Genomic DNA, 19,232 nt, shown 5'->3' with positions numbered 1-19,232 from the left:
AAAAATGATCCCCATAAGCTACCAAAGAGAAACTATGAACCGTTTATTTTATCTGCAACTCTTTTTTCTGTTTCCCCTCCTTTTTACAACGCTTGAGGCAAAATACCTCGACAACCATTCCTGTAAAGAGTGTCATGAAGGTATTTACAATGAATACCAAGGTTCCATGCATTCCAAAAGTTATTTCAACGATGAGCTGCACAGGAAAGTCGCTAATGCCGCCAGCAGGAAAAAGTATGAATGTGCCACCTGCCATATGCCGATGGCTGACAATTTGAAAGCACTGCTGTCAGGCAAGGCAAGGCCGGACAAAAACAATGTGACCCAGACAGATGCGATAAGCTGTTATTTTTGTCATACGATCGCCTATGTTAAAAAAGCACACAAATTCAATATCAATACCAAAGCGAGACAGGCAGAACATTACAAACCCACACTGTACGGAAGACTGAATCATCCCGACGAAAGCGATAAGCATTCTTCGGCTTCCAACCCTGTGTATGCAAAAAAAGTCTGTATGGGGTGTCACTCCCATAAACTCAATGACAACAATGTCACTATTTTCCGGGCAATGAAAGAAAATCAGAACAGTCTGGGATGTATCAAATGCCATATGCCGGAAACGGAGGGCGGGGCGGAGAAAATGGACAAAAGGGCCAGAGGGCACCATGCCAGCCACAAATTTCTCGGCATTCATGACAAAGCATTCAGAAAAACAGGGGTTGATATCAATATTTCTGTAAAACACCGAAAACTCACTGTTGTACTTGCCAATAAAATGGGGCACCCGCTCATCATCCAGCCAGCACGGGCAAAATTTCTGAAAATAGAAGTCTTGAGAGACGGAAAATGTATTTGGAAAAACTACAGGAAATCACCGAAAGAAGATGCCCAGGGATACTTTGCCTACAGTTTCAAAAAAAACGGAAAAAAGATCGTTATTCCGGCAACGGCTACGCAAGGCAGTGTACACAACCTTGACAGCAAAGAAAAGCAAACACTGATTTACGATATGCCTCCCCTGAAAAAAGGAGACAGGATTGTCGTGTCACTCTATGTCCGCCTGGCAAAGAGTGACTGTGCCAGGGTGATCGATTTGAAAAACAGATTACTGGTAGAGCCTCAGCTCATGAAACAAGAAATATTAAAGTTATAAAAGAGTAATCTTTTCTCTGTCTTTAAACAAAGGAATCTATATTATGGATATTATGATAGCAGGTGCGGGAACGGTAGGATATTCTCTTGCCCAGACACTTTCCTACAAACACAATGTGATCGTTATAGACAAAGATATCAGCAAACTGAACAAGCTGGACGAAGATATAGACATTATGGTACTGCATGGAGATATAGAAAATCCCAAAACATACCAGTCTTTCAACTTTGACAGCGTAGATCTTTTTATTGCTGTGACCGATTCGGATGAAGCGAATCTGCTTTCCACACTGATCGTAGAAGATGTGGTAGAGGTCGATCGAAAGATCATCAGGCTGAAAAATGACGGTTTTCTTACAAGCCGGGTGATCGACAAACTTGCCATTGACTATGCTGTTTTCCCCGATATCACAACAGCAAACAAGATCAAATCGCTTTTTACCTTCCCCCGGGCGAACAATGTGAAAACTTTTCATCAGACGAAACACAAAATGATTTCCATCAGGGTACAGTATGACAGCGAAGTCCTGTATCGTGCAGGTGAGTTCAGCAACGGACACGTTTCTGTCGTCGGAATAGAAAGGGAAAAAGCTTTTTTTATTCCCTCTATGGATGATGAAATACACCAGGATGACCTTGTCTATCTTTTCGGCCGCGTTGATGACATTGAAGCGCTTTCTGAAAAATTTGATACAAAAATGCCTACTTCCATTAAAAGAGTTGTGATCTTCGGCGCCAATACTCTGGCACAGAAGATTGCCAAAGCATTGCTCGATAAGAATCTGGAAATCAAAATGATTGAAAAAGATCTTGCACACTGCCAAACAGCTTCAAACTTTCTGCAGGGAAAGGTAACGGTGATCAATTCTGCGTATGAAGATCATCGTCTTTTCGAGGAGGAGGGGCTCAAAAGTGCAGATATGATCATAGCGGCAGGACAGAATGATGAAAAAAATATTGTCAAATGTATCGAAGCAAAAGAGTACGGTGTTGAAAAAGTGGTTGCGGTGAACAATGACAAAGATTACTACAATTTGATGCATAAGCTGGGTATAGTGGTGGTCAGGGGAAGCAAAGCAGGAGCACATTATGCCATTTTGGAAAATATTTCTTCAAGTTCCATTGTAACACAAAGACATTTCTGCGGAGGGAGAGGTGTGTTGTTCATGCGCAAGATTTATGCTGCATCTGCACTGATAGGGCGTAGCATCAAAGCACCGGATGCCATACGTACCATTTCTATGCTTTTGAGAGAAGAAACCCAGTACATGCTTAATGAAATAGAAACGGTCGAACAGGGTGATATTCTTGTCGTATTTGGAAAAATTGAAGAGAAAGAAGAGATACAGCAGTGGATATACACGCTTTAAAAAATATTGTCAAATTTGTCTCTGTCATAGGGGTTGCCCTGAGCCTGTTCCTGTTCAGTGCCATTGTTGTCGGGTGGATCTATCATGAAGACATGTCGGCATTTCTTATGTTTGACGCAGGTTTGTTCCTTTTTAATGCCATTCCTTTTTTACTGCTGAGGGGGCATACGATGAAGCTGAGCATCAAGGGGGGCATCCTCTCTGTCAATCTTATCTGGATACTGCTCGGTGTTGCCGGTGCAATACCGCTGCTGCTGTATACTCATGTGACGCCGGCAGATGCTTTTTTTGAATCGATCAGCGGTTTTACCACAACAGGTGCAACGATCTATACTGATATAGAATCACTGCCCAAAGCAATACTCTATCTCAGAAGCCTTACACACTGGCTGGGAGGTATGGGTATTATTGTTCTTGGCGTAGGGCTTTTTTCACTTATCAACCCGAGTGGCTCGATGGCACTTTTCAAAGCAGAATCCACGGGTATTAAAATGGAGAAGATCACGCCCAAGGTCAAAGATACGGCTCTCAGACTCTGGGGGGTCTATCTGCTTTTTACCGTGCTTGATGCCATTGCCTTGAAAATGTCGGGCATGACAGTGTTTGATGCGGTCAATCATGCCTTCTCAACCATCTCTACCGGGGGCTTTTCAACCAAAAATGCTTCTTTGGGGTATTACCATTCCGACCTGATCATTTGGATTACCACCTTTTTCATGCTGATTTCGGGCATCAACTTTCTGGCACATCTTAAATTTCTGAGTACGGGAGACAGCGGGGGATACAAACGCGAAGAAGTCCTGGTGTATCTGCTGATCTTTGTGGTGCTTTCTCTGCTTCTGAGCAGTGTAGACATGTTCTTTGACCATGATACGGTTTTTCACGGCTTCACCCATTCGTTTTTCACGATCGCTTCGGTACTGACGACCACGGGGTTTGCCACACTCAATTATGAGCAGTGGGGGCCTATTGCTGTCAGTATCATTTTTATAGCCATGCTTGTAGGCGGCAATGCCGGTTCGACTGCGGGCGGTGTCAAAGTGATCCGTTATATTGTTTTGTTCAAAAACCTTGCGCTGCAGATGAAAAAAACCCTGCACCCCAGTGCTATTATAGGGGTTTTTATTGACGGACAGAAGATTTCGGGGCAAATCATCAGTTCGACCACAGGGTTTATTTTTCTTTTTATCATGACCAATATGTTCGTAACACTTTATCTCTTTGCCAGGGGATTTGATGCTTTGACGGCGATCTCGACGGCATTGGCAACGGTGGGGAATATCGGTCCGGGGTTTTCCCTGACCGGTCCGGCGCATAATTATGCTTTTTTTGCTGATGTGGACAAAGTGATACTTTCGTTTGCCATGATCATCGGAAGACTTGAATTCTATACAGTCTTTCTGCTCTTCAGCAGAAGCTTTTGGAAAAAGTTTTAATTTGACATATGTCGAGCTGTTATATCTTTTTGAGTACAATAGTGCCAAATAACACATGAAGGATAAATGAATGAAAGTTTTACTGTCTGTGCTGCTTTTGGGTACAACATTTTTTACCATGACACTGAGTGCGAAAGAGAAGTACTTTGTGGTGGAACGGGAGAATGAGTCTGTGGCTGTCATAGAAGACGGACTTGCCAAACGGCATATGAGGCACATGCACAATATGAACCACGGTATCATCAAGTTTGCCGGCAAAGATGCCTATCTGATCAGTCGTGACGGATATGTGGTAAAGTTCGATCCCAAGACGGAAAAGAAAGAAGCAGAGTATAAAACAAGCAAATCTGCCATCGGATTCGTAATAGGGAAGAATTATGTGGCTGTGGCCAATTATGATGACAAATCGGTCGATATCCTTACCCGTGATCTCAAACCGATACAGAAGATCGTGACAGGTTCAAAAAATGTGGGTATCAAAATCTATAAGAATATGATCATTTTTGCAGAGATGGACAATGACAAAGTAGCTGTCCTGAAAAATGAAAACCAGGGAAAAGGTTTGCCGAAATTCAAAATATTCAAAGAGTTCAATGTCGGAAAAATGCCTTTTGATGCTATGATACAGGGGCATACCTACATCGTAGGGTTCTTTCTGACAAAAGGCTTCGGTGTGATCAATCTTGATACGATGAAATATAAACTGATCAAAGTAACAGCCGAAGGCAACAAGCCGGTACTGAAAGTACCGCATTTCGGTTTCTGGAGTCTCAGCCATGACAAAACATTCATTCCGGCAGTAGGAGACAACAAAGTACTTGTGTATGACAAGAAATTCCATTTCATCAAGAATATAGATGTCAAAGGTTTGCCTGTCTTTACCTCGTTGAGTCCTGACCAGAAATACCTTGCCGTAACGTTTTCCGGCAAAAATTTTCCGACGATCCAGATTATTGATACCAAAACACTCAAGATCATCAAAACATTCACCTTCCCGGGAAAAGTACTGCATGTGAGATGGTCAAAAGAGTACCCTGATCTTTACGTTTCAGTAAATGATGCCAATCAGGTCAGCGTGATCGATACACGGAACTGGAAGCTTGAGCGCGATATCTTCCAGATAGAACATCCTTCCGGTATTTTCCTCTATGAGTCCAAAAAGAAAAAATAGCATATGCACATACAGCCGTTAAAGCTTCTTTGGCTTTGGCTGATCCCTCTTTTCCTGTCAGCCGATTTTGTACATTGGCTGGGTGACTACGACACGGCTCATGCAAGAGCGTTAAAAGCACATAAGCCCCTGCTTGTACTTGTTCTGAAACAAAACTCACCCGATTCAAACCATATCATTAAAACAGTTTTTATGAACCGGAAATATGTGAAGACTATCAACAAGAAGACGGTTGCGGTGATTGTGACTTACGAAGGGGAAGCTTCCTACCCGTCAGAGATGTACTACACAACGGTTTTTCCTACACTTTTTTTTGTTGACAGCAGGAAAGAGATTATATTCAAACAGCCTTTATACGGCCAAGAGATCAACGGGGAAGCAGTGGAAAAATATTTGAATGAAATTTTGGATTGAAGCAGATGAAAGCAACAGCCTGCATGTATTGATCTGCTCTCCAAAGACAAAGAGCAGGGAAGGATCAGAACCCTTTAGGGTTTTCTCCGTACTCGTTTGTTCCCGGCTGAGAGTCCAGTACATAGAAGTAAATCAGTACAACCCATCCAATAAAAGGGATGAATACAAGCAAGTACCACCATCCGCTTTTACCGATGTCATGCAGCCTTCTGACAGCTAACGCAATGGAAGGAATGAACAGTCCCAGTACCAGAATCATTTGTAAATAACCGCCTTGCGAGACTTGTTCCGGTGTCATGCCCAGTATAGGGCCCAGGACAAACGCATCGATGACAGCAGCAACAATGTCGGCAAGGAAATAAAAAAGTGTAAAGTACCAAAATTCACTGCGCGAAGCCCTGCCGCCAAATTGGGCATACCTGTTTTTAATGGTGTCTAAAAAGTAACGATTGAATTGTTCCATGATGTTTCCTTTGAGGTCAGAGATTAAAGTATTATAGAATAAAATGCTCACAGTTTGCTGTAAGCTAAATCCCGAAATGGAAATTCAGGGTTTTAAACGATGATAGACATCTTTTATACTCTTGTCGGAATGATGCAGAAAATGAATGACCGCAGCATTGAGTTTGGCCAGTTTCAGAAGTTCGTCACTGGGGTTTTGTATGCGTTCCAGGGATTTTTCAAGGGAGAGCGGCTCCCTGGATTTCTGATAGGAAATACCGAACTCCCGGGGATCGACTTTGATCTCTTCCACTGTATCGTTCTGTACAATGGTAATACTGCATTTGCTGAAAATTTCCGGTGTGCCTTCATTGCCCTTGATGATGATCAGTTTCTTATAGCGGTCTTTGTAGAGTGCAATGTACTTTTCAATGAAAGGTTTGTGAAATGCTCCGATAATGGCAGTATTGCTTTGGGTGATGCCCAGTAGTTTTTCGATGGTATTGAAGGAAGAACGCAGCCCCAGTTTTTCCCGGATGTCACTGAATGTGTAGAGTTCCGGGAAGTATGTTTTCCTGTCATAGAAATGTACATTGGAGGGCAGGCTGACACGGTCGCAGACCTCTTTGAGCGTGATGCCGCCTTTGGCCGGCTGCAGCAATCCGCCATGCAGTGAAATCGGGATGTCGAGTTCCTGGAGATACTTTGCCGTAAGCGGAAGCAGATAGGGGTTCTTTACTTTGCCGTCATAGGGGTAGCCAAATTCGATAGTGTTTGGCAGGGGGTCATGTTTGATGAATTCGTCAAAGACTTCGATGGCTCCTGCAAACTCATCGATACTTTCTCCTTTGACCCTCCAGCCCAGCATGAAAGCAGCGATCTGTTCGGGAATGACCTCCTGTTTCAGAAAAGCGCGGATAACGGTTTTCATCTCTTCTTTGCTCAAGTCGCGATTTCGTTTCGGGCCGGTACCTACACATTTGAGGTAGGGAAGGAATGCTTCGGGTGTCATCATCAGAAGTCGTTCAGGTCAATGCTTGATTTGGCATAGTTCGATACGTTGCTTTCGAAGAAATTGCTTTTGACTTCGTTCATTTCCAGATGTTTGGTGACCAGTTTCTGAAGATAGGTTGTTGCACTCTCATCAAAAACAGGATCGAGTCCTATTTTTTTAAGGCGGTCATTGGCGTAGTTGTATACCGTCTGCTCCATGAGTTCATGCGTCACTCCCATAATGGGGAACTGGTCGAGAAGGTAGTGTCCGTATTCCAATTCGATCTTGACGGCATCTCCGATCATCCTGTAAGCTGCATCTATGGTGGATGCCGCAATATTGTTCTCTTTCTGTATGGTCTTGAAGATGTTGGCAAAAAGGGGCAGGTGTGTATTGAGTTCGTCCCGGGCGATGAACTTGATCATATCTCTTGCACCGGGTACTTTGTCTCCCAGCAGGTAGATATAGGAGAAACCGAGCAGGAAGTAGATTCCTTCGAGATTCACACTTGCCATAGCAGAGAGCAGCATCTTGTCCGCAGAACCCCCGTCGATATATTTGGCAAACTGTTCGGCAACCTGCTGGTTCTTTTTGTTAAGGGCGGCATCATATTTGTACAGGTTGAAGACTTCTTCGGAATTCCCGCAGGCATCGAGCAGTACCGCATACGATTTGGAGTGGTTGACCTCCTGCATGATCTGAAGGGAGATCACCGACTTAACCAGACGGTTGTTTGCCAGGCGTCTGAAGTCGCTGAGGTACTCCTCCTGTGCCGAATCGTTGAAGCTCAACTGTGCAAAGGTCATTTTGTAGATGGACTGTTCATTCTCTGTAAGGCCTTCGAAGTTCTTCTTTTCTGTAGAAGTATTGACTTCGCTGGGGAACCAGGTGTTGGCATTCATCAGGTCATAAATATTGCTGTCCCATCGGTATTTGGAACGGTTGAAATCGACAAATCCCGTGGGGGAACCGCCATAAATCTTTTCGTCGAGTATCTCTTCACCGTGGGGGTTGTAATAGTGTTTGACATCCATGAAGTTCTCCTGTAATGTGTAAGTCTATCATTTTATCCTGTTAGATTTTTAAATCCGTTGATAAGTGTCAAGTTTTGACAAGTATCAAGAACAAAAATAATATTGTTGACTATACTCGAATTATGAGAAAAGCAGTGAAGAAGAGGGAAGGAAGAGATAATGAATGAGAGGAAAGTGCGGATTTTTATCAATGGATTTGGGCGAATAGGCAGAAGTGCTGCACGTATCATACTTGAAGAGAGCAGTGTGGAACTGGTTGGTATTAATGATCTCTACAGCTATGAACAGATGGCATATCTTTTAAAATATGACTCTATTTACCCTACCTTGCCATATACGATAAAAGTAGAGGACAATACACTCTTTGTGGATGAAAAAGAAGTGAAACTTTTTTCCGAATCAAATTCTGAGAAGATGGACATGCGATCACTCGAGGTAGATGTGGTGCTGCAATGCAGCGGGATGTTCTTAACGGCAGAGTCTAATATGCCTTTGATCAAAAATGGGGCAAAAAAAGTGATCGTGTCTGCACCTGCATCAGATGATATGCCAACCTATATTTACGGAGTGAACCATAAGCGTTATAACGGGGAATCCATAATCTCAAACTCCAGTTGTTCTGCAAATGCTATTGTCCCACTGTTTCAAATAGTGGATAAACATTTTGGGATACAGGGGGCTATAATGAGTATGTATCACAGTTATACGAGCTATCAAAACCTGCTTGACAACAAACACTATTCCCGGGATATACGCAGAACACGATCTGCTACGCTAAATACGATTCCCCTTATGAGCAGTGCTGCCCGGGCAACGGCTTATTTTTTTCCGCATTTAAGGGATAAAATGCAAGCTAAAAGCATACGTGTTCCCATACCGGCTGTGACACTCTATGATTTGAGTATCCGATTGGAGGGGCATTCTACTGAAGATGAGGTCAATCAGCGGTTTGAGACAGAGGCAAGGTCAGGCTATGAAACGATACTAGGTACTACACATAGCCCTATCGGTTCGGACAGCTATATACAGAACCCCTACAGTGCAGTGGTCAACCTCCCTTTTACTGCTATGGCAGGAGAAGACCTTCTGCGAGTATCGGCATGGCAGGATAATGAGTATGGATATGCCAAAAGACTGGTTGATATGGCAAAATCCATAGCCTAATATACAAATAAATTGATTGATCTCAATCAAAAAAAAATAAAATCAACAGGTTTAAAATAAAATTCCTTCATTTATTGACAATTGTCAAAGCCTTTTTCCCCAGCTTCTATTATAATGTCTGAACGTTAAGCCGGGAGCCGTATATATGATAAAAACAATTATAAAAAGGGATGGGAATTCTCAAAAATTCGTACCTTTCAAAATTGAGGATGCCATTAAAAAAGCATTTGAAAGTGAAGTAAAAGCGTATGACAAGAGTGTTTTTTCGGAATTAATGGATAGGATTAAAGAGAGAGATGAAATTTCTGTCGAAGAGGTTCAGGACAACATAGAAAAAGTACTTTATGAGCATGGGTATTTTGAAGTGATGAAATCATTTATGCTCTACCGCCATATGCACAAGATCCAAAGAGAACAGATTCTGGGACTGGATGAAGATACGACTTATGTCAACTCCACACAGACGATCAAAGAGTATATCGATAAAGCAGACTGGAGGATCAATGCCAACTCCAATACAGGCTATTCCAATGCCGGACTTGTCAATAATACGGCAGGCAAGGTGATCGCCAATTTTTGGCTGGACACGATCTACTCCAAAGAAGAGGGTTATGCACACCGGGACGGGGATTATCATATCCATGACCTGGATTGTCTGACCGGATATTGTGCAGGATGGAGCCTGCGAGTGCTTTTGGATGAAGGATTTAACGGTGTACGGGGGAGAGTAGAGAGCAGGGCCCCCTCCCATTTCAGGGAGGCACTGGGACAAATGGCAAATTTTCTGGGTATTCTACAGAGCGAATGGGCCGGGGCACAGGCCTTTTCTTCCTTTGATACTTATCTGGCACCTTATGTGTTTAAAGACAGGCTTACTTACGATGAGATCAAAAAAGCCATAAGAAGCTTTGTGTACAACCTCAATGTTCCGGCACGATGGGGGCAGAGTCCTTTTACCAATATTACCATAGACTGGACAGTTCCCTCTGACCTGAAAGATCAAATACCGACAAGAAACCAAAAGCATCTCTTTTATGGATTGGAGGATGAAGATTTGCTGCAGAGTGCAAAACAAAGAAATGAAAATATAAGTTCTCTGGAAAGTATGACCTATAAAGATTTTCAAGCTGAGATGAATCTTGTCAACAAAGCCTATTATGAGGTGATGACTGAAGGAGACAAGAGCGGACAGCCTTTCACCTTTCCTATTCCTACCGTAAACATCACTGAAGAGTTTGACTGGTATGGAGAAAATACCGATATTCTTTTTGAAAATACAGCAAAGATAGGATCGTCTTATTTTCAAAACTTTATAGGCAGTCAGTATGTGAGAAATGAAGAGGGAGCATTGATACCCAATGAAGAGGCATATAAACCCGGGCATGTACGAAGTATGTGCTGCAGGCTGCAGCTTGATCTTCGCGAATTGCTCAAAAGAGGCGGAGGCCTGTTCGGGAGTGCCGAAATGACGGGGAGTATCGGTGTTGTGACCCTCAACATGGCACGACTGGGATATCTGTATGCGGGAGATGAAGAGAAACTTTTTGCAAAGCTCACCAAACTGATGGAATATGCCTACTCAACACTTGAGAAAAAAAGGATATTCATCCAGGAAATGTACGATAGAGGTCTTTACCCCTATACAGCAAGGTACCTTCCGGGGTTTAACAATCACTTTTCTACTATCGGGGTCAACGGGATGAATGAAATGATACGAAATTTCTCTGATGACAAGCATACGATAGCCGATACCTTTGGAGAAGAGCTGGCACTGAGGATCCTTGATTTTATGAGAGATCAGCTCAAAGAGTTCCAGGAACGATCCGGTAATCTTTATAATCTGGAAGCTACACCGGCAGAAGGTACGACATACCGTTTTGCCAGAGAAGACATCAAAAGGTATCCGGATATCATTCAGGCTGGGAGCAGAGAGAACAATTACTATACCAATTCTTCCCAAATTCCTGTATTCTATACGGATGATCCTTTTGAAGCATTGATGCTGCAGGATGACCTGCAGTGCAAATATACAGGCGGAACCGTGCTGCATTTGTATATGAGAGAAAAGATCAGCTCACCGGAAGCAGCCAGAAAACTGGTGAGGAATGTCATCAGCAATTTCAGATTGCCGTATATTACGGTGACACCGACATTTTCCATTTGTGAAAAACATGGTTACCTTTCGGGGGAATATGAGTATTGTCCCAAATGTGATGAAGAAATTCTGCAAAAGGCAAGCTGATGATCAGTGCAGGGGAAGGATCTTCCGGTAGTTTGCGGCATGCATATAGATCATGCCGGCAAAGAAGAGATCGATATTTTAGTGGATCATGCACAGAAATGCGTAGATATATTTTTAAGGAGAAGCAATGAAACAGATTGAAATACTTGACAAACACAGAGAAGAACGAACAAAATGTATTGTTTATACGAGGGTAATGGGTTACCACAGACCGGTTGAGAGTTTTAATATCGGCAAAAAAGGTGAACATCAGGAGAGAAAATTTTTTCTTGAAAAAAAATCACACAACAATGTCGCATAAACCACTTTATGACATTACACCTTTTACCGCTTTGGACTACCCGGATCATCTGGCAGCCATTTTCTGGTTTGCCAGGTGCAATATGCGCTGTGTCTATTGCTACAATAAAGAGATTGTATTGGGTGAAGGGAAGCGTACTGAAGAGGAAGCTATAGCATTTTTGCAAAGCAGAATAGGGCTTTTGGAAGCAGTGGTCCTTTCCGGAGGAGAAGCTACACTTTTTGATGGTCTCGTAGAATTCTGCAAAAAGATCAAGCAGTTAAACTTCAAGATCAAGCTGGATACCAATGGATTAAATCCCGAAATGGTCAAAGTATTGGTAGAGAACGAACTGGTGGATTATATTGCACTTGATTATAAAGCACCCAAAGAGAAATATTATGAGATAACAAAAAACAAACATTTTGACCGTTTTTCAAAGACACTGAATCTTTTGATACAAAAGCAGTTTGATTTTGAGGTGAGAACAACAGTTCACAGTAATCTGTTAAGAGTAACAGAGATCAACAGGATCATCAAAGATTTGCTCAAAAGAGGATACCGGGGTACATATTATCTGCAGCCATTCGTTTTTACGGAACATACAATAGGAAAAGTGAAGGAAGAAAAAACTTCCCTTGACAGATCACAGCTTTCTTCTGGGCTGAACGTAGTTTGGCGGGCATAGTTTCAGAAGGTGTGTTCCGTTTACGCCCTATTCAAGAGTCTTACGAAGCATTAATTCTTTTTCTTTATCATCCATTTTTTAAAAGGCTGCAAAGAACTGATATAGTCAGCGACATCTTTAAATTCGCTATCTTCCAGCGGAAGTGTGGGCATGGCATTGGCACTGTATCCGAATTTTTTATACATCGAATAGGGGTCTTTTGCATATTGTGCTATCTCTGCTTTTCTTCTGGTGTAGGAGACGATATTAAAGTCCGGCCCCAACGCCCGTCCGCCGTTTACAGTATGGCAGATCGCACAATTCGCGGCATAGACGGCTTTTCCTTTTTCTACATTGGCTTGCAGGTGTACACTTATTAAAAATGTGAGTAGCAACAGCATTCGTTTCATAAACAGATTCCTTCTATTTGGTTTAATTAAGATAAATATAGTCCTAGTTAATATTTCTCGAAATATATCGGAATTGAAAGTATGTTTTCTTGATATGGATCAATAATAGGATAAAATTACTCCTATTTGTGAAAAGAATTTCTTTAAGCGCTTATCCGGTATAATACATCAAATTTTCAGGACTCACAAAAGCCCTCCCCGTCCGATGGTACTCCCACCGAACCCATAGTTTAATTTGCATTGTTTGGAGCGGAACCCTTATGTTTCAGTTTGACACCCTCTCTTTGGTATTTGTTGCGCTTATCCTGTTGGGTGCAGTCCCCAACCTTTTTTACTCCTCCGGGTACCTTCCCCATATTGAACGTAAAGCACATTATCAGCTGCATTATTTTACGTTTATTCTTTCCATGCTCGGTGTGGTTGTTTCTGCCAATGCATTGGTATTCCTGTTTTTCTGGGAGTTGATGAGTTTGACCAGCTGGCAGCTGATATTGACGGAAGCCAAAGAAAAAAAAACCATTGATGCAGCACGGTTCTACTTTTTTATGACCCATTTTGGGTTTGTTTTTCTGTTGCTCTTCTTTCTCATTATTACAGACGGTGATCTGGAGCTCGGATTTTCAGCGATGCACGATATGGCTGCGAAATTTGCCTATCCGACACTGCTGTTTTTCTTTATGGTACTGGGTTTTTTAAGTAAAGCCGGTGCCGTACCTCTGCATGTCTGGCTGCCCTATGCCCACCCTGCGGCACCTAGCCCCGTTTCTGCCTTGATGAGCGGGGTGATGCTCAAGGTGGCAATTTACGGGATGTTCCGCTTTTTGTTTGATGTGCTGTATCCCTGGCCGCTGGAGTGGGGCGTGCTTATTCTTGTTATCGGATCACTTTCATCGCTCATCGGGGTGCTCTATGCCCTGAGTGAACATGATATCAAAGCACTGCTTGCCAATCACTCCATTGAAAATATCGGTATTATTCTGATCGGTTTTGGGATGGGAATGATCTTTGAGAGTATGGGGCTAAAGGTGTTGAGTTCTTTTGCCTTTATTGCGGCACTTTTCCATACCTTTAACCATATGAGTTTCAAATCGCTGCTTTTTATGGGAGCAGGGAGTGTACTGCACCAGACCCATACCAAAAACATCGAAAAGTACGGTGGGCTTATCAAATCGATGCCGGTGACCGCTTTGACGTTTCTGCTTGCTTCCATTTCCATTTCCGCACTGCCGCCTACCAACGGCTTTCTGAGTGAATGGATGATCTTTCAGTCCATGCTGAGCTCAAGTCACATGGACAACACTTCGCTCAAACTGGCAATCCCTTTTGCTGTTTTTGCACTGGCGATGACCGGGGGACTGGCGATCGCCTGTTTTGTCAAAGCTTACGGCATTTCCTTTCTTGGTCTTCATAGAAGTACCAATGCCAAACATGCCCATGAAGTCAATTTTCTTATGCGTTTTGGCATGATACTCATGGCCCTGGTAGTGATCTCCCTGATGCTCTTTACGCCATTTTACATTGGCTGGTTTGACAAAGTACTGAGTGGTTTGGGGCATGCTTCTGTTTATGCAAAGATATTTCCGGACGGTATCTGGCATATGCACTCCGCAGGCATTAACGGCGGTGTTGTCTCGCCGCTTATTCTGCTTGCAGCACTCCTTGGGGTAACGGTACTTATGATGGTCGGATACAAGGTACTGAATGTCAAAGAACGTATTCATCACACATGGAGCTGCGGCTACCGTACCTCGGCACGTACCCAGTACTCTGCTACAGGTTTTGCCGGGCCGATCAGACGGTTTTTCAACTGGCTCTACAAACCAGATGAACATTTTTCCAAAGAGAGTATTGAGGGATACAGCAGCAAATTCAGTGATTCCCACTATGAAGTACATGTCAAACCGCTTTTTGAAGCAAGCCTGTACAGCAGTGTGGCCAAAACGGCAAACCTCATCAGCTACTGGGTCTACCGTCTGTCCCATTTTGAACAGACCCGTTATGCAGCAATGATCTTCAACCTGATGCTGACTGTATTGTTCAGCTATCGTATTTTTGCCCATGAATTCTCCTGGGCGACGCTGGTACTGGAAGGAACGGTGATGATCATCTCAATCAAAGTACTGATTATAGGAGATAAAAAATGATTGCCTATCTGCTCACCATTGCGGCGCTGCTGCTGATCGCACCGATATTGCTTTCTTTTATCAAGGCATTAAAAATGCAACTGTTGTATAAAAAACCTGTCTCTCTTTTTCAGGGGTACAGAAATTTTGCCAAACTGATACAGAAAGAGACCCTGATTTCCCAGGAGGCAAGCAATATTACGCGGGTAGCTCCGTTTTTGGTACTCTCGCCGCTGCTGGTCACACTCTTTTTCCTGCCACCCATTGTTCACGGTGCTTTTTATGTCAGTTTTGTCGATGCTTTTACCATTACAGGTCTGCTTGCCCTGTCAACGTTCTTTTTAATGCTGCTCGGACTGGACAGTGCCAGTGCTTTTGGCGGTATGGGCAGTTCCCGCGAAGCTTTCATTGCGGCACTGGTGGAACCGGCTATGATATTGACGGTTTTCAGCGTTTCGATGATGGCGGGTGATTTGGGTGTCGGACAAGCAGGGGTCAACCTGGCAGCACACTTTCCGAAAGAGCATATGGCAAGTTTTCTTTTTGCCGCGATCAGTTTTTTTATCCTGCTTATTGCCGAGAACGGGCGTATCCCTGTGGACAATCCGGAAACGCATCTTGAACTGACCATGGTACATGAAGCGATGATCCTCGACATTACGGGGGTTTACCTGGCGATCATAGAAACGGCGGCATCGGTAAAATTTGTGATCTTTGCCTCTCTTTTTGCTTCTTTGTTCCTGCCTTTCGGGCTTCAGTACAGTATACCTGCAGCAGTGGCTGTTTTCTTTTTCAAACTCTTTGCCATTGCTGCCGCAGTAGCACTTATCGAAGTCAATACGGCAAAACTGAGGCTCTTTAAAGTGCCCAACCTGCTCGGCATTGCTATTGTCTTTGCCTTTTTATCACTGATCACCTTTTATGTACTCGGAGCGTAGGAATGAGTGTTGATTTTCTCATAGGACTTTTTTTGGCAACACTGATCGTTGCACTGTTTACGTCAAGGCTGTACCGTCTCATACTCTGGTATTCGCTCAATTCACTGATGCTTGGCATTCTCGCTTTGCTGATAGGACAGGAACTTGATGACAGGGCGATGCTTATTACCGGTGCTGTCACCATTCTTATCAAGTCGATCGGTATTCCCTATCTGCTGAAGAACCTCAGCCATAAATTCAACTTTGTCCGCCAGATACAGCCGGAGATCAAAGTACAGTATGCCATCATTCTGATTCCGGCGATCCTGGTCTTTACCTTTTACCTTGCGGAACCGATCACGCATATGATCCACGGCAATGCCAATTATGTTGCCATCAGTATCTCCTCGCTTTTCCTTTCTCTGCTGCTGATGATGGAACACCGCAATGTCGCACCCAAGATCATCGGTTTTCTCAGTATGGAAAATGCCCTTTTTCTACTGGGGATTACTGCTACAGACGGTATGCCGATGCTGGTCGAACTGGGTATTTTCTTTGACCTGCTCATGGCGATCGTGGTCATCAACCTGTTGTTCCATGGAGAGGAGATGCACTCATGATGCTTACGCTGCTTGTGCTGCCTGCACTGATTATGTTCATCGTCAGCTTTTTTAAAAACAAAAAAGCGAAGTTCCTGTTGCCGGTCAGCTCTTTTGCGATCCTGCTGCCGATCATCAAGCTCTTTATGCTGCCTAAACCCTATGCACTTATAGGCAGTTACCTGGTTGCGGACAAACTGGACACGTATATATTGCTGGTTTCATCCATTGTCGGTATTGGAGTGACATTGGCTCTTTTGACACTGGACAAGCATGTGAAAGTCTCAGCCAATGCCTACCGTCGCTTTTACCGGTTTTTTGCCATTTTCTGGGTAGGGCTGACGGTTTCCATTCTCTCCAACCATATGGGTGTCTACTGGATAGGACTGGAACTTGCTACGCTCTCAACGGTGTATATGATCAAAACCAACCATACCCGTGCTGCCCACAAAGAGGCGTGGAATTATATGATCGTCGGTGCCATTGCCATTTCTCTGGTACTTTTCGGCATTATTCTTATGTATGCAAGTGCCAAACCCATTTTAGGAGAAGATGCCATGCAGTTCGATCTCCTGCTTTCCCATGCCAAAGAGATTCCCTCGCCGTTTCTGTTTGAAATGGGCTTTGCCATTGCAACGGTCGGTATGTTCGTCAAAATGGGCTTTTTCCCTATGAACCTCTGGCTGGCAAATATTGAACGTGCCTCTTTTTACCCTGTGGCAGCACTTTTCAGCGGTATTTTGGAATCTGCGGTGATCATTGGATTTTTTCGTTTCAGCCAAATTGCCATGGAAGTTAACTATACACATCTTTTCGGGTTTGTTTTTGTCTATACGCTTCTGACTATTTTTATTGTTTCCTTTCTCATTTTCCGTGCCAAGGATTTCATGCGCCTTTTCTCTCTTTCGGGTATTGAGCATATGGCACTGATCGCACTTTTCTGGGTGAGTGGCGGTACGTTTGCCGCCCTGCTTCATTTTGGGGCGCATGCCTTTTTGAAACCGGCACTTTTTCTTTCTACCGGTGTATTGGAATCCAATGGAAAATACCGTATTGCCGGTGCTTTGAGGGGATACAAAGGTAAAAAAGGACAGCTCTTCTGGGTACTTGTTTCACTTTTTTTGCTGGCAATCATTTCGTTACCGCCAAGCCCTATGTTTTTCAGTGAATTGTACGGATTTGGCGCCATGATCGAGACAGCCAAGCACAGTGACCATATGTTGGCGATGATCGGAGCGATCCTGTTGCTGCTGATCCTCCTTTCTGTGATCTTCTACCGCTTTGTGGCGATCTATCAGTCGATGAAATATGAAGGCAAAGAGGAGGAGAAAAAAGTATATGCCAGTGAACTCTTTGCACTGGTCATTTTTGCACTTTGTCTTGCTGCCCTGCTTTTACCGTCATCACTTGATTACCTGAGGAGTATCACATGAGACTGATCGCCCGTTATGCCAAAGAAGCTGAAAATAACTTTGAGATCGTTACCGTATGGGATGAAGAAATACATAGAGAACAGGTATCCAAACGTGATCCGCGTATCAAAACCCTTACCAAAACCCATCCTGCCGCCATCTGGTTCGAGCGTAAGATGCATGATGACTACGGCATCATTATCGAAGATGCCTTTGACAACCGTCCGCTTGTCCATCAGGAACGCTTTCCCGGAGATATTTACCCGATGCGGAAAGATTTTCGCGAGAGAACCCTGGAGCCGGATGACTACAAACCCTATAAATATGAAGCTATAGGCGGCGATGGCGTTTTTGAAGTGGCCGTAGGTCCCATTCATGCGGGTATTATTGAGCCGGGCCATTTCCAGTTTTCACAGGCAGGGGAAGATATGCTTCACCAGGAAGTACGGCATTTTTACAAGTACCGTGCTATCGAAAAAATGCTGGAGGGCAAGACACTTTTTGAGGCAAAACCGGTCATAGAACGTATCAGCGGCAATGAGAGCATTGCCTACCAGACGGCTTGGAGAGATATTGTGCTTCAGGCGACAGACAGAGAACTCCCCCTGGACAACAGAAAATACCATGCCCTGCTGCTGGAGCTTGAACGTACTGTCCACCACTTGACTGATCTTGGTTTTATCCCCAATGATGCCGGTTTCGGTGCGGCACTTGCCTTTGGTTCCAAACTTTCCGAAGAGGCAAGACGCGAACTCAAGAAAATCACCGGACACCGTTTCGGCTTTGGTGCCATAGACTTCGAAAGCCACAGCCTTGACAATGAAGCAATGAAAGCGTACCTTGACACGCTAAATGAAGCCATCGCATTCTTTGAAGCATGGATTATCGATATCCCTTCCCTCTGGGACAGATTCGATACTACCGGTATCCTCAAGCTTAAAAAAGCTGTTAAGTACGATACGGTAGGCATTGTGGCACGTGCTTCCGGTCTTGCACTTGACCAAAGGAATGAGCCGTTCTATCTTGAACACGGTTTTGCGTTGCAGACGCAAAAAAGCGGTGATGTTTCAGCCCGGTTCAAAATCAGACTGGAAGAGATGAAGAATACACTGGAAATGATGCAGAATTTTACCGTGGAAACATGTGAAAGCATGAATGTGGGTACGGTAACAGACGGAGAGTATTTCAGCTTTGCAGAGAGTTCCATCGGTGAGCTTTTCATGAGTATAGAGATCAAAGAGGGAGTGATCGAGCGTTTCTTTGTTCGTGACCCGAGCTTTGTCAACTGGCAGGCCCTTCATCTGATGATGCCGGGAAACATTATTGCTGATTTTCCTCTTATCAACAAGAGCTGTGATCTCAGTTATGCAGGGAACGACCTGTAATGAAAATTGACTTGTAAT

General features: G+C 43.8%; 19 protein-coding genes. 15 read left to right on the top strand and 4 right to left on the bottom strand.

The window, feature by feature from the left end; genetic code table 11:
* Positions 1-34 precede the first annotated feature (34 nt).
* The 5 genes from F8L24_RS04945 to F8L24_RS04925 all read left to right on the top strand — a co-directional run bounded on the left by F8L24_RS04945 (position 35) and on the right by F8L24_RS04925 (position 5,546).
* Complete coding sequence (locus F8L24_RS04945) at positions 35-1,156, top strand: multiheme c-type cytochrome (RefSeq protein ID WP_294952550.1); 1,122 nt, start codon at positions 35-37, stop codon at positions 1,154-1,156.
* Between the two features lie 43 nt (positions 1,157-1,199).
* Positions 1,200-2,525: an NAD-binding protein gene (locus F8L24_RS04940; RefSeq protein WP_294952547.1), complete on the top strand. Its 1,326-nt coding sequence runs from the start codon at positions 1,200-1,202 to the stop codon at positions 2,523-2,525.
* Positions 2,507-3,961 carry a TrkH family potassium uptake protein gene (locus F8L24_RS04935; RefSeq protein ID WP_294952544.1) on the top strand — a complete coding sequence of 485 codons (1,455 nt, stop codon included), beginning with the start codon at positions 2,507-2,509 and terminating at the stop codon, positions 3,959-3,961. The genes F8L24_RS04940 and F8L24_RS04935 overlap by 19 nt, the downstream gene beginning before the upstream one ends.
* Positions 3,962-4,031: 70 nt before the next feature.
* Entirely contained in the window at positions 4,032-5,132 is a 1,101-nt protein-coding gene (locus F8L24_RS04930) for a cytochrome D1 domain-containing protein (protein WP_294952541.1), read from the top strand.
* A gap of 3 nt (positions 5,133-5,135) precedes the next feature.
* A complete protein-coding gene (locus tag F8L24_RS04925) occupies positions 5,136-5,546 on the top strand; it encodes a hypothetical protein (RefSeq protein WP_294952538.1) in 411 nt (136 codons plus the stop codon).
* A gap of 64 nt (positions 5,547-5,610) precedes the next feature.
* Here F8L24_RS04925 and F8L24_RS04920 read toward each other — a convergent pair whose 3' ends face one another.
* From F8L24_RS04920 to F8L24_RS04910, 3 genes are all read right to left on the bottom strand, one after another.
* Positions 5,611-6,009: a DUF805 domain-containing protein gene (locus tag F8L24_RS04920; RefSeq protein WP_294952536.1), complete on the bottom strand. Its 399-nt coding sequence runs from the start codon at positions 6,007-6,009 to the stop codon at positions 5,611-5,613.
* Between the two features lie 84 nt (positions 6,010-6,093).
* On the bottom strand, positions 6,094-7,002 hold the full coding sequence (locus F8L24_RS04915; RefSeq protein ID WP_294952533.1) for a glycosyl transferase: 909 nt from the start codon (positions 7,000-7,002) through the stop codon (positions 6,094-6,096).
* Positions 7,002-8,015: a ribonucleotide-diphosphate reductase subunit beta gene (locus F8L24_RS04910; RefSeq protein ID WP_294952530.1), complete on the bottom strand. Its 1,014-nt coding sequence runs from the start codon at positions 8,013-8,015 to the stop codon at positions 7,002-7,004. Before F8L24_RS04910 ends, F8L24_RS04915 begins: the two co-directional genes overlap by 1 nt.
* 159 nt (positions 8,016-8,174) lie before the next feature.
* Between F8L24_RS04910 and F8L24_RS04905 the strand changes: the two genes are divergently transcribed.
* From F8L24_RS04905 to F8L24_RS04890, 5 genes are all read left to right on the top strand, one after another.
* Entirely contained in the window at positions 8,175-9,179 is a 1,005-nt protein-coding gene (locus tag F8L24_RS04905) for a glyceraldehyde 3-phosphate dehydrogenase NAD-binding domain-containing protein (protein WP_294952527.1), read from the top strand.
* 145 nt (positions 9,180-9,324) lie between these two features.
* Positions 9,325-11,421, top strand: coding sequence for a ribonucleoside triphosphate reductase (locus F8L24_RS04900; protein WP_294952526.1), 2,097 nt, complete (start codon positions 9,325-9,327; stop codon positions 11,419-11,421).
* Between the two features lie 6 nt (positions 11,422-11,427).
* Entirely contained in the window at positions 11,428-11,562 is a 135-nt protein-coding gene (locus F8L24_RS11195) for a hypothetical protein (RefSeq protein ID WP_365937970.1), read from the top strand.
* Positions 11,549-11,722 carry an anaerobic ribonucleoside-triphosphate reductase gene (nrdD, locus tag F8L24_RS04895; protein ID WP_294952523.1) on the top strand — a complete coding sequence of 58 codons (174 nt, stop codon included), beginning with the start codon at positions 11,549-11,551 and terminating at the stop codon, positions 11,720-11,722. Before F8L24_RS11195 ends, nrdD begins: the two co-directional genes overlap by 14 nt.
* On the top strand, positions 11,691-12,389 hold the full coding sequence (locus F8L24_RS04890) for an anaerobic ribonucleoside-triphosphate reductase activating protein (RefSeq protein ID WP_365937969.1): 699 nt from the start codon (positions 11,691-11,693) through the stop codon (positions 12,387-12,389). Before nrdD ends, F8L24_RS04890 begins: the two co-directional genes overlap by 32 nt.
* 50 nt (positions 12,390-12,439) lie before the next feature.
* On the opposite strand, the gene F8L24_RS04885 is transcribed toward F8L24_RS04890, so the two are convergent.
* Positions 12,440-12,778, bottom strand: a complete 339-nt coding sequence (locus F8L24_RS04885) for a cytochrome c (RefSeq protein ID WP_294952521.1) — start codon at positions 12,776-12,778, stop codon at positions 12,440-12,442.
* A gap of 260 nt (positions 12,779-13,038) precedes the next feature.
* On the opposite strand from F8L24_RS04885, the gene F8L24_RS04880 reads away from it, so the two are divergent.
* The 5 genes from F8L24_RS04880 to F8L24_RS04860 are packed head-to-tail and all read left to right on the top strand — an operon-like array spanning position 13,039 to position 19,214.
* Positions 13,039-14,922: a proton-conducting transporter membrane subunit gene (locus tag F8L24_RS04880; RefSeq protein ID WP_294952519.1), complete on the top strand. Its 1,884-nt coding sequence runs from the start codon at positions 13,039-13,041 to the stop codon at positions 14,920-14,922.
* On the top strand, positions 14,919-15,839 hold the full coding sequence (locus F8L24_RS04875) for an NADH-quinone oxidoreductase subunit H (RefSeq protein WP_294952518.1): 921 nt from the start codon (positions 14,919-14,921) through the stop codon (positions 15,837-15,839). The genes F8L24_RS04880 and F8L24_RS04875 overlap by 4 nt, the downstream gene beginning before the upstream one ends.
* Positions 15,840-15,841: 2 nt before the next feature.
* Entirely contained in the window at positions 15,842-16,438 is a 597-nt protein-coding gene (locus F8L24_RS04870) for a hydrogenase (RefSeq protein ID WP_294952516.1), read from the top strand.
* A complete protein-coding gene (locus tag F8L24_RS04865) occupies positions 16,435-17,850 on the top strand; it encodes a proton-conducting transporter membrane subunit (protein WP_294952514.1) in 1,416 nt (471 codons plus the stop codon). Before F8L24_RS04870 ends, F8L24_RS04865 begins: the two co-directional genes overlap by 4 nt.
* Positions 17,847-19,214: an NADH-quinone oxidoreductase subunit C gene (locus F8L24_RS04860; RefSeq protein WP_294952512.1), complete on the top strand. Its 1,368-nt coding sequence runs from the start codon at positions 17,847-17,849 to the stop codon at positions 19,212-19,214. Before F8L24_RS04865 ends, F8L24_RS04860 begins: the two co-directional genes overlap by 4 nt.
* The last annotated feature ends 18 nt before the right edge of the window (positions 19,215-19,232 follow it).

The sequence above is a fragment of the Sulfurovum sp. genome (assembly GCF_015493435.1).
Lineage (GTDB): Bacteria > Campylobacterota > Campylobacteria > Campylobacterales > Sulfurovaceae > Sulfurovum.
This window is presented reverse-complemented; position numbering and strand designations above follow the sequence as displayed.